Below are 11,305 nucleotides of genomic sequence, written 5' to 3' on the forward strand. Positions count from 1 at the left end.
AGATTGTGATGGGTGCCCGTCGGGAAAATCATCAATCGAAAGGTACAGACAGTGCGAAAACGAACCCGGCGCAAGCCGGTTATCGGATTGGATCCGTTTCAAAAAGCCGAAATTCGCAGAGCCTGGCGGGCCGACAGCGTCAAGGCCGGCATCCATGCGCTCATTGGTGAAGACGCTCAGGAACTCGTGCAGCAAGCCGGTGGAATTCTCTATGGGGTGATCTCTGCGTGCGATGAGACTGGCATCGAAGGAGACGATGCGGACGTCAGCATCGTGCACACCGCGGCCAGGGCGCTGTTGCAGCAGGCGTCCAAGGACACCATCGACGAGACGTTGCGAGCCTCGATCGTGGATGGACTTGCAGCATGCGAGCGGCTGCAGCCGAGACTGGACCCCGCTTCGATTCAGCGAGCCGCGAGCGAAGTCATGAAGGCCGGGCAAGGCCGCTGAGAAGGCGCGCGCTGAGACGTGATGTCATTAGCACGGTCACATCGTCTTCGGAGCGTTATTTGACTGAGGTCACGACGTAGTCGTCACCCTCTTTCTTGAACCCGACGTGGACTTTTGCGCCCACGGCGAGTTTGTCGAATAGTGCCTTATCCGTGACGCCGAATGCCATGGTCATCGCAGGCCACCCGAGGCTTTTGACTGGGCCGTGAGCCAGAGTGACCTTGCCCTGGGGCGCATCGAATTCCTTCACCACGGCATCGGCCTCGTGGGCCGTGGACTTGGCGGGGGTGGAGGACTTGGAAGAGCCTTTTGCTTCCATGCCTTTCATCATGTCCTGGCATTTCTTGGCATCCATGTCCTTCATGTCCATGCCCTTCATTCCCTTCATATCCATGCAGTTCTGCGTGCCCTTGTCCCCCATCTTCATGCCGCCCATGTCGCCGGACTGGGCGAACGTGGCGGCGGAGAAAGACAAGGCAGCGATCAGCGTTGCGATTGAGACGAGGTTCATGACGAGTTTCCTTTTCTGAGCTTAAAAATGGGCCCGCCTTCCGGCAGGCCCTGGGATGAGAGCGATCACCTGCGATGACCACCTCTAAAAGTCACGCGCCGAAGTACGCACAGGCATTCACAGCGCGGGGTTCGTGCATGCCTTCACCTGGGCCTCGTAGCGCGCCCTGCGCATCCGGTTTTCTCCGGGCGTCGTTAGAGCCCGCGGGCCGTGGTCCAGCGGCAGCACCAGAGGTTCGGGCGGGCAGGTCACTCGCTGGCCGGTGGCGCTGTCGACTCTGGTGGTGGCCGCTTGCGCCGCCACGGCCGCTTGCCTGTCCGCGCGTGCTTTCTCGATGACCTGGAAGTCGGGGCCGGCAAACGCGGGCCAGACAGCGCCCAGCGCTAGGGTAGCGGTGAGGGAAATGAGCAGTTTCTTCATGATGTTCTCCTAAGGTTGGTCTGATCTGACAGTTCGAGAGGAACCTCATCGGATCAATCCAGCCACCGGCAGAACGCGATGCGCACAGGCCATCGCAATCGCTCGTCTCCAGCATCAAAAAACCAGGTTGGCGCCGGCGCCACTGTCGCGTGCGCGAGCCAAGCCAACGGAGCCTGTTCTCGCGATTCGCCCTCGCCAGTGAATGAGTGGGCCGCCGGCGCCGGAGCGATGGCACAAGCCGCGCAGGTCTGGCAATCCTCGGCGCTGGTGGGCATCGGGCGCGAGGCCGTCGATGCGGTCATCACCGGGCCGGCGTGCTGGATCTCCTGGACGGAAACGGCTGCCCGCGCTGCTGTATCGAGCAGCAATGACAGGCACAGGCAAAGCACCACCGCACCCCATGCGCGGCAGCCGCCGGAGTGTTCAATTGGGCGCACGACGACTCCTCCAGAACGTCCACTTCGATGCTCTGCGCCCGCGCGGCCGACGCATCAACAGGTAGGCCGCGGGAATGACGAACATCGACAGCAACGGTGCAGTGACCATCCCGCCCACCATCGGCGCGGCGATGCGCTGCATCACTTCGGAGCCCGTTCCCGTGCCCCACATGATCGGCAGCAGACCGGCCAGGATGACGGCCACCGTCATCGCCTTAGGCCGCACACGCAACACGGCACCTTCGCGAATCGCATCCAGCAGATCGGCCTCGCTGGTCTTGCCCTGGTTGGCGCGCTCCTGCCAGGCGTTCTTGAGGTAGAGCAGCATGATCACGCCGAATTCGGCGGACACGCCGGCCAGCGCGATGAAGCCCACCGCACCCGCGATCGACAAGTTGTAGCTCAGCAGGTACAGCAGCCAGATGCCGCCCACCAGCGCAAACGGGAGCGCGGCCATGATCAGGAGCGCTTCACCAAACGCGCCGAACGTCAGGTACAACAGCACGAAGATGATGAGCAGCGTGAACGGCACGACCACCTTGAGCTTGGCGGTGGCCCGCTCCAGGAATTCGAACTGGCCCGACCAGGAGATCGAGTAGCCCGGCGGTAGCTTCACCTGCTTGGCGACGGCCTGCTGCATGTCCTGCACCGCTGAGCGAAGGTCCCGATCACGGATGTCGACGTACACCCAACCCGACAGCCTCGCGTTCTCGCTGCGCAGCATCGGTGGCCCATCGGCAACCCGGATGTCGGCCACATCGGAGAGCACCAGGCGTTGGCCGCGCTCGGTCACCACAGGCAGCGTGCGCAGCTTCTCCAGTGAATCGCGCATCTCGCGCGGGTACCGAAGGTTGATCGGGAAGCGCTGCAAGCCTTCCACCGTCTCGCCAATGTTCTCGCCGCCCACGGCGGACGAGACCACCGACTGCACGTCGGCGATGTTCAACCCGTAGCGCGCCGCATCGTCGCGCCGGATGTTCACATCCACATAGCGCCCACCCGTGAGCCGCTCGGCCAAGGCGCTGCTGACGCCGGGCACGTCCTTGAGCGTGCGTTCGATCTCTCCGGTGATGCGATCGATGGTCGCCAGGTCCGTGCCTGCCACCTTGACACCCACCGGGCTCTTGATGCCCGTGGCCAGCATGTCGATGCGATTGCGGATCGGCGGCACCCAGATGTTGGACAAGCCCGGCACCTTGACAATGCGGTCGAGTTCCTCGACCAGCTTGTCGGTCGTCATGCCGGCGCGCCACTGGTCGCGCGGCTTGAACTGGATCGTCGTCTCGAACATTTCCAGCGGCGCGGGGTCGGTCGCGCTCTCCGCGCGGCCCGCCTTGCCGTACACGCTCGCAACTTCCGGCACCGTCTTGATCAGGCGATCGGTCTGCTGCAGCAGCTCGCCCGCTTTCCCTGCGGACAGTCCAGGCAGTGCAGAGGGCATGTACAGCAGATCCCCTTCGTCCAACCGTGGCATGAACTCGCCGCCGATGTGCTGCAACGGCCACAGGCTGGTGGCCAGCACCACGACCGCCACCACGAGCGTAAGCTTCGGGGCACGCAGCACCATGTCGAGCAGCGGCCGGTAGACCGCGATCAGCAGGCGATTGAGCGGATTGCTTTTCTCGTCAGGGATGCGCCCACGGATCAGGTAGCCCATGAGCACGGGGATCAAGGTCACCGACAGGCCCGCCGCGGCCGCCATCGCGTAGGTCTTCGTGAACGCCAGCGGAGAGAACAGGCGTCCTTCCTGCGCTTCCAGCGTGAACACAGGCACGAAGGACAGCGTGATGATCAGCAGCGAGAAAAACAGCGCCGACCCCACCTCGGCCGCCGAATCGCCGATGACCCGCCATCGGGCCGCTCCCTCGAGCACCTCGTCGGGGTGTTCATGGCTCCATTGCTCCCGATGCTTGTGGGCGTTCTCGATCATCACGACCGCCGCGTCGACCATCGCGCCGATGGCGATCGCGATGCCGCCCAGCGACATGATGTTGGCGTTGACGCCCTGGTAGTGCATCACGATGAACGCCGCCAGGATGCCCAGAGGCAGAGAAATGATGGCAACCAGCGCCGAGCGCAGGTGGAACAGGAAGATGAAGCAGACCACCGCAACGACGATGAATTCCTCGATCAGCTTGTGCGTGAGGTTCTCGACCGCGCGCTCGATCAGCCCGGAGCGGTCGTACACCGGCACGATCTCCACGCCTTGGGGCAGGCTGGACGCCAGGCCCTTGAGCTTGTCCTTGACGGCGGCAATGGTCTGCAGCGCGTTCTTTCCCGAGCGCATCACGATCACACCGCCGACGGCCTCGCCTTCGCCGTTGAGCTCGCCGATGCCACGGCGCATTTCCGGACCGATCTGCACCCGGGCCACGTCGCCCAGGCGCACCGACACGCCGGCGGCCGTCGTCATGAGCGGCACCTTGCGAAAATCATCGAGGTTCTGCAGGTACCCCGAGGCACGCACCATGTACTCGGCTTCTCCGAGCTCGAGCACCGAACCGCCGGTCTCCTGGTTCGCACGCTGGATCGCCTCCACGACCTTGGTGTGGGGGATACCGTAGGCCGCGAGCTTGTCCGGATCGAGCACGATCTGGTACTGGCGCACCATGCCGCCCACGGAGGCAACCTCGGCCACGTCAGGCACAGTCTTGAGCTCGTACTTGAGGAACCAGTCCTGAAGCGCGCGCAGTTGCGAGATGTCCATCTTGCCGCTGCGGTCGACCAGCGCGTACTCGTAGATCCAGCCCACGCCGGAAGCGTCCGGACCGAGCGAGGCCTTGGCCTGGGCGGGCAGCCGCGACTGCACCTGGTTGAGGTATTCGAGGACCCGGGAACGCGCCCAGTATGGGTCGGTCCCATCTTCGAACAGCACGTAGACAAAGGAATCGCCAAAGAACGAGTAGCCGCGCACCGCCTTCGCGCCCGGCACGGAGAGCATCGTCGTCGTCAACGGGTACGTGACCTGGTTCTCGACGATGCGCGGCGCCTGGCCCGGATAGGTGGTGCGGATGATGACCTGCACGTCCGACAGATCGGGCAGCGCATCCAGCGGCGTTCGCAGCACCGAATAGACGCCCCACGCACTGAGCATCAAGGTGGCCAGCAGCACGAGGAAGCGGTTGGCGATGGACCAGCGAATCAGTTTGGCGATCATGGCTTGCTTCCCGGCGTGGTTGCGGGTGCCATCGCCTTGGCCTCGGCCGCCATCGGCGTGACGCGAGTGAGCTGCGGCAGATCGTCCGCACCCATGAAGAACTCGAAGCTCACGCGATCCCCGACCTGAACGTTGCGCGCCGCGCCGTCGGGCGGCAGCTTGAAGTCCATCGTCATCGGACCCCACTTCAGCGTGGGAATGGCGCCGTGTGACAGTGTCAATGCATCCTTGCCGACACCGACGACCTTGGCTTCACCAACATGCCGCGGCGCGCCGGCGGCCATCGGGGCCGAAGGCGAAGGAACAGGCGCGGCGCCAACGCCGGTGACCGGCTCGCTGTTCAAGCGGGCCTCGACGCCCTTGAGACTGGCCTCCGAGTCGATCAGGAATTGCGACGACACGACCACCCGCTTGCCGGCCGAGAGGCCGCGCTTGATCTCGGTCTGGCCGCCGCTCTCGAGGCCTGCCTCGACATCCACCGGGCGGAAGCGTCCGTTGTCTTCAGCCACGATCACGACCGTGCGTTTGCCCGTCTGGATCACCGCCTCGGTGGGCACGAGCAACGTCTTGTCGACGCGCATGTCCACGAAGTTCATCGTGACGAACATCCCCGGCACCAGCCGACTGCCTGGATTGGCGAGCTCCAGGCGTGCCTTCAGCGTGCGCGTGCTCGGATTCACCTCGGGCAGGATCGCCTGCACCTTGCCGTCGAAGGTGCTGCCAGGCGCAGCCGGGCTTCTGGCCTGCACCTTGGCGCCCGGGCGCAGCAGCGCGGCCTGGCTCTCGGGCACCTCGGCGTTGGCCCACACGGTGGACAAGCCATTGATGCGGAACAGCGTGGCGCCCGGCATCACCGTCATGCCTTCGCGCGCCAGCAGCTCGACGACGACCCCGCCCAGAGGCGCGGTCAGGGTGATGCGCGGCTGGGTCTTGCCGCTGCGCTCGACCAGCGCGATCTGGCCGTCATCCATGCCGATCTGGCGCATGCGCTGGCGCGCACCGTCCACGAGCCCGCCCAGGTCTGTGCCTTTCATGCGTCGCACCGACAGGAATTCTTCTTGGGCAGCGATCCAGTCCGGAACATAGAGGCTGACCAAGGGTTGTCCCTTGGCGACCGGATCCAGCGTGGCGCGCACGTACAGGTGCTCGACGTACCCGGTGGCACGCGCCTGCACGATCGCCTGGTCGCGCTCGTTGAACGCGATGCTGCCCACTGCGGACACCTGAGGCGACAGCGCGCCTTCGGTCACTTCGGCGGTGCGCACGCCCAGGTTTTGCTGGATGCGCGAGCTCACCGTGACGTTGCCCCGGTCCGCATCGCCGTCGGCGTAGACCGGCGACATCATCATGTCCATGAAGGGTGACTTGCCCGGCTTGTCGAACTTGTTCGCCGGCGCCATGGGGTCGTTGTAGTACAGGATCTTCTTGCCATTGGCGGGATCGACGTCACCGGCCTTGAGACCGGCTGCGATGTGCCGGCGGGTAGCGTCTTCGCCCGACTCGTTGGCGGGCGCGGCAACAGCGGGGGTCGCCGCTTGCGGCGATGTCATCCCACTGGCAGTCGAAGGCATGGCCGGCATGCTGGCGCCGTGGCGCATGCCCAGGGCGTAGAGGCCGTAGCCGGCGGCACCCAGCACGCCAGCAGTGACGAGGGCCATCACGAGGTTTTTGGTTTTCATGGGAGATCTCTCGGTGGTGGTCATGGCTGGGGTGCGGCCGTGTCGTGGCCGACCGGCACCAGGTAGTTCAGTTGTGCCCACAGGCGCGCCGCGCCCATTTCCAGGCGCAGGCGCTCGATGCGTGTGTCGATTTCGGCGCGGCGTGCTTCCAGCACCGCGGTCAGGGTGCCCGCGTTGCCGCGGTAGGCGGCGATCGTGGCGCGCGTGCGCTCGGTGGCCAATGGCAGCAGCGAGTTGTCGTAGCGGGTCAGGCGCTCGCGGTCGCTGCGCCATTCCTGCAGCATCGCCAGTGCCTCGGCCACGTGTGCTCGCGTGGCCTCTTCACGTTCGGCGCGCTTCTGCTCGACGCCGGCCAGCTTGGCCGACAGCTCGCGGTCCTGGCGGTTCTTCTGGTCCCACTGCAGCGGGATCGAAACATTGAGCGAGACCATGTTCGAGTAGGCCGACCCGCGTTGGCTGTACATCAGCTCGACGCTCACATCGGTTTTCTTGTTGGCTCGTGCGAGGTCCGCTTCGGCCTGCGCGACCTCTTCCTGCTTTTGCATCACCGCGATTTCAGGGTGATGGGCCAGTTGGGTCTCCAGGTCCTGCGGGCTCAGGCGAACCGCATCCAATCCCGGCGCCGGGCCGAGAGGATCGTTTGCGGCGGAACCTATCCAACGCGCCAGTTGCGTACGGGCCGTGGCGATCTGGCGCTGGGCCTGTTCGATGCGGTCGTCGATCTGGGCGACCGCCGATCGAGCGGCGAACACAACGGCTTGCGTGCCGCGCCCACCCCGGTAGGCTGCATCGGCGGCGTCGATCTGCAGGCGCGCTTCGTCGCGTTGGGACACCAGTACGTCGCGCACGCGTTCCTGATAGAGACGGTCCAGCCAGGCCATGGCGGTGTCGCGCTGCAGGTTGGCAAGCGCAAGGCTGCGCCCAGCCTCGGCGACCTCTGCCTCACGCTCGAAGCGCCCGGCACGAGCTTTGAGCTTGTCTTCGCGCGTGAACTCCTGCATCACGCCGACCGAGCGCATGGTCATGAAGTCGCGCGTCAGGCTGAATCGATCGGCCCCGTTGACAGGCAGATTGTTGATGCCGAGCTTGAGCGTGGGGTCGGGCCGCTGTCCGGCGGCGACGGCCATGTCCCGTGCGGCCGAAGCCGTCGCATCCTGGGCCACGAGCGCGCGAGAACGGTTCTGCGCCAGACGCAGCGCCTGGTCAAGCGTCAGGGCGTCGGCGGCATGGACCGCACCGGCGCCCATCGCGAGCGCCACCGCGATGCCGACGGCGAGCCTGCGCCATGGCACAGCGCTGCCCGGCGTGCGGGAAGAAAAAGAGTCGATGAACATGAGATCTCCAGTTGACGAATGCCATCAGGTCGAATGGAGCTTGTGCGGAGCGAGCGGAAACTCGCGGGCACGCGCAAGCGCGACCGAGCGGTCTGGTGCAAGCCGGCTCAGGCCGGCCGCACCAGCGTCAGGAGATCAAATGCGAAAACAGCAGTGCAGGATGGCGTGCGGTGGAGAGGCCGCGACGCGCTTGAATTTCGAGTCGGCCGAAGGCCAACCATGCCCGAGAGGCTCGGGTTGCACAGGGAGGGTGTAGAGGGTGGTCAGCAGCGCCGCGGGTACGGTCGGAGCCGATGCATGGTCGGCACTTTGCTGGCCGAAACGACAGTGCTCGGCGCACAGGTTGACTGCGCTGTCGTCGATCTGGTCGCAGCCCGTCATGGCGGCCATGTCTAACGTCGCGGACGTGTCGGGCGACACGGCCATCGAAGCACCTGCCTCGTCATCGGGCATCGTTGCGACCGCCGCGTTCATGGCCATCGTCGGGAGAGACTGCGGCGCGCCCGACAGTGCGGGACAGGCATAGGCGGCGATGGCCATCTGGCCAAAGACCAGCACGCCGAGCATCAGCCGGCAAACGAATCGCCTGAATGCACGCGTCATCGTCATACGGCCACCCCGTCAGTACGGCGCTGTGCTTCGGTGCCGGACCGCACGGATGCGCGTCGACGAGCAACGCTCGCGTGCGCAACGAGGCCCGCATCGGCTGTAGTTGGATCGGCGTCCTGATTCCCGGTCAGCGCAGCGATGATCGTGCACGCCGAGCCCTCTGGCGCTTTGGCGCAGCAATCGGCCAGATTTTCCAGCGCCGAAGCCATCGACTGCAGGTCGGCCATGCGCTCCCGGATCTCCGCGACGCGTTCGCGCGTGATCTCCCGGACGCGCAGGCGGTCGCGTGAGGCGCTCAAGGACATCAACTCAGCAACGTCCTCCAGCGAGTACCCCAATGCCTGGGCTCGCTTGATGAAGCGCAAACGACGGACATCGTCCTCCGAGTACTGCCGGAAGCCACCATCCACGCGATTCGGCGCAGCCAGCAATCCACCGCGCTGGTAATAGCGCACCGCCTCCACGCCAACGCCTGCCGCGTCGGCGAGTTTGCGTATGGTGAATGCATGGGTCGGCATGGGAAAAGAGCGGTCAGGCGATCAAATGAAAGGGAAAGGACAAAACTCTATGTCCGTTGTTGAGTACGCAGTTTAGGTGGCCTTGCTGGCGCATGTCAACACGGGCCACAAGCAACGATTTCGGGTGGATCGAGCTCTCGCCGAGACGCCGACGTCACGCGCGGTGTCCTTGACCACCATCGGCCGGGTTCACGCACAGGTACGCCAGTTCGAGTGGCGCTTCACAGGCCGGGTCGGCTTGGGCCAACCGTTCCAGCACGCATATCAGCGGCTCGGCAATCTCCCAGCGCCGTTCGGCCACTGCGCGTTTGTAGAGTCGCAGCACTTCCTGCTCCAGAGACTTGCGGGTCTCGAATCTGCGCACCATCGCAATGCTTCCATTCAGGCCTGTTGCCATCGCACGCACCCTAAACCTTGCCACGGTGCCAAGGTCAAGCGTGGGGTGATCGCTTGACCTTCACATGATGGGAAGGTTGAAGCTGGCCGAGGAACAAGGAAAAAAGAACCGCCATGAACCCGCGCACGCGGTGGTCTCACGTACTGCCTTGGTTGCTCCGAGATGCGGGGCGCGTGGGCGGAGCGCTGCGCCGGCATCAGCAGATCCGGATCGGCTTTTGCGAACAAGGCCGGATCGATGTTCGGCAGCTCACGACTCATACCAACCCCGCGACGAGTTCACGACCTTCACCACCGCCAGCATGAGCGGCACCTCGATCAGCACGCCGACCACGGTGGCCAGTGCAGCGCCCGAGTGGAAACCGAACAGGCTGATGGCTGCGGCCACCGCCAGCTCGAAGAAGTTGGATGCGCCGATCAGCGCGGAGGGGCATGCAATGTTGTGCTTCTCGCCGAGCTTGCGGTTGAGCCAGTAGGCCAAGCCGGAGTTCAGCACCACCTGAATCAGGATCGGCACCGCAAGCATGGCAATTACCAACGGCTGCTTGATGATGGCCTCGCCCTGGAACGCGAACAGGAGCACGAGCGTCAGCAGCAGCGCCGCAATCGACCACGGCCCGATGCGATGCATCGCTCGCTCGAAAGCCGCAGGCCCGTTCTTCAGCAGTCGTTTGCGCAGAACCTGCGCGAAGATCACCGGCAAGACGATGTAGAGCCCCACCGAGGTGATGAGCGTGTCCCACGGCACCGTGATGGCCGACAGGCCCAGCAGCAGCCCGACGATGGGCGCGAAGGCGAACACCATGATGGCGTCGTTCAATGCGACCTGCGACAGCGTGAAGACAGGGTCGCCGCCAGTCAGGCGACTCCAGACGAACACCATCGCCGTGCAAGGAGCGGCGGCCAGCAGGATCAAGCCTGCGACGTAGCTGTCGAGCTGGTCGGCTGGCAAGTGGCCCGCAAAGACCTGGCGCACGAAGAGCCACGCCAGGAAGGCCATCGAGAACGGCTTCACGGCCCAGTTGATGAACAGCGTCACGCCGATGCCGCGCCAGTGGTTCTTCACCTGCGCGAGCGCCGCGAAATCGACCCGCAGAAGCATCGGGATGATCATCACCCAGATCAACACGCCCACGGGAATGTTGACCTTGGCGACCTCGAGGCGGCCAACGGCCTGGAACATGGCCGGGAACAATTGCCCCAGCGCAATGCCGACGACGATGCAGAGGAACACCCATACCGTCAGGTAGCGCTCGAACACGCTCATGGGGGCCGCGCTGGCACGCGGGCTTTCGATGACTGCGCTCATGGTGTCAGTTCGCGGAGATGCGCTTCAGCCGCTCTTGCAGTTCGGCGTCGCTCATTGCTTGCGGGTTGTCCAGCGCGAGCAGTTGCAGCATGCGATAGGAGATCGCCTGACGCGTCAGCTCGAAGGCCTGGCGCTTGGCGACATCGCCGCCCTCGGTGTTCGATGGGTCCGGATATCCCCAATGCACCTTGACGCGCGTGCCCGGCCAGTAGGGGCAGGCCTCCTGTGCCGCGCTGTCGCAGACGGTGATGACCACATGCATGACCGGCGTGGCGAACTCATCCCAGCTCTTGCTGCGAAAGCCCTCGGTGTTCACCCCGGCCGCCTGCAGCACCTCGATGGCGAACGGATTGATTCTTCCGCTGGGCGCGCTGCCGGCGCTGAACGCTTTCACGTCCTTGCCAAGCTTCTGGGCCCAGTGGTTGAGCATGCCCTCGGCCAGCACGCTGCGAGCCGAGTTGTGGGTGCAGAGGATGAGTACGTTG

General features: G+C 64.8%; 12 protein-coding genes. 1 reads left to right on the forward strand and 11 read right to left on the reverse strand.

Annotation, left to right across the window (positions count from 1 at the left end):
• Nucleotides 1–12: 12 nt before the first annotated feature.
• Entirely contained in the window at nucleotides 13–450 is a 438-nt protein-coding gene (locus tag ACSFCA_RS35940; protein ID WP_435477485.1) for a hypothetical protein, read from the forward strand.
• 55 nt (nucleotides 451–505) lie between these two features.
• Here the strand turns inward: ACSFCA_RS35940 and ACSFCA_RS35945 are convergent, their stop codons facing one another.
• The 11 genes from ACSFCA_RS35945 to ACSFCA_RS35995 all read right to left on the reverse strand — a co-directional run.
• Nucleotides 506–961 carry a copper-binding protein gene (locus ACSFCA_RS35945; RefSeq protein ID WP_435462907.1) on the reverse strand — a complete coding sequence of 152 codons (456 nt, stop codon included), beginning with the start codon at nucleotides 959–961 and terminating at the stop codon, nucleotides 506–508.
• Between the two features lie 117 nt (nucleotides 962–1,078).
• The gene (locus tag ACSFCA_RS35950) at nucleotides 1,079–1,381 is read right to left on the reverse strand and encodes a hypothetical protein (RefSeq protein ID WP_435462908.1); all 303 of its coding nucleotides are present in this window, start codon (nucleotides 1,379–1,381) and stop codon (nucleotides 1,079–1,081) included.
• A 53-nt stretch (nucleotides 1,382–1,434) separates the two neighbouring features.
• Complete coding sequence (locus ACSFCA_RS35955; RefSeq protein WP_435462909.1) at nucleotides 1,435–1,818, reverse strand: hypothetical protein; 384 nt, start codon at nucleotides 1,816–1,818, stop codon at nucleotides 1,435–1,437.
• Nucleotides 1,805–4,975, reverse strand: a complete 3,171-nt coding sequence (locus ACSFCA_RS35960; protein ID WP_435462910.1) for an efflux RND transporter permease subunit — start codon at nucleotides 4,973–4,975, stop codon at nucleotides 1,805–1,807. Before ACSFCA_RS35960 ends, ACSFCA_RS35955 begins: the two co-directional genes overlap by 14 nt.
• The gene (locus tag ACSFCA_RS35965) at nucleotides 4,972–6,654 is read right to left on the reverse strand and encodes an efflux RND transporter periplasmic adaptor subunit (protein WP_435462911.1); all 1,683 of its coding nucleotides are present in this window, start codon (nucleotides 6,652–6,654) and stop codon (nucleotides 4,972–4,974) included. Before ACSFCA_RS35965 ends, ACSFCA_RS35960 begins: the two co-directional genes overlap by 4 nt.
• 20 nt (nucleotides 6,655–6,674) lie before the next feature.
• Nucleotides 6,675–7,988 (reverse strand): TolC family protein, encoded by a 1,314-nt coding sequence (locus ACSFCA_RS35970; RefSeq protein ID WP_435462912.1) that lies wholly within the window; start codon nucleotides 7,986–7,988, stop codon nucleotides 6,675–6,677.
• Between the two features lie 135 nt (nucleotides 7,989–8,123).
• The gene (locus ACSFCA_RS35975) at nucleotides 8,124–8,597 is read right to left on the reverse strand and encodes a hypothetical protein (protein ID WP_435462913.1); all 474 of its coding nucleotides are present in this window, start codon (nucleotides 8,595–8,597) and stop codon (nucleotides 8,124–8,126) included.
• Nucleotides 8,594–9,115, reverse strand: a complete 522-nt coding sequence (locus tag ACSFCA_RS35980; protein WP_435462914.1) for a MerR family transcriptional regulator — start codon at nucleotides 9,113–9,115, stop codon at nucleotides 8,594–8,596. The genes ACSFCA_RS35975 and ACSFCA_RS35980 overlap by 4 nt, the downstream gene beginning before the upstream one ends.
• Before the next feature lie 154 nt (nucleotides 9,116–9,269).
• Nucleotides 9,270–9,482, reverse strand: coding sequence for a hypothetical protein (locus ACSFCA_RS35985; protein WP_435462915.1), 213 nt, complete (start codon nucleotides 9,480–9,482; stop codon nucleotides 9,270–9,272).
• Between the two features lie 279 nt (nucleotides 9,483–9,761).
• On the reverse strand, nucleotides 9,762–10,820 hold the full coding sequence (gene arsB / locus ACSFCA_RS35990; RefSeq protein ID WP_435462916.1) for an ACR3 family arsenite efflux transporter: 1,059 nt from the start codon (nucleotides 10,818–10,820) through the stop codon (nucleotides 9,762–9,764).
• A 4-nt stretch (nucleotides 10,821–10,824) separates the two neighbouring features.
• Nucleotides 10,825–11,305 (reverse strand): arsenate reductase ArsC (locus ACSFCA_RS35995; protein WP_435462917.1); only part of this gene is annotated, 481 nt, incomplete at its 5' end.

Source organism: Variovorax multivorans (genome assembly GCF_051216835.1).
In the GTDB taxonomy this organism is placed as follows: Bacteria; Pseudomonadota; Gammaproteobacteria; order Burkholderiales; family Burkholderiaceae_C; genus Variovorax.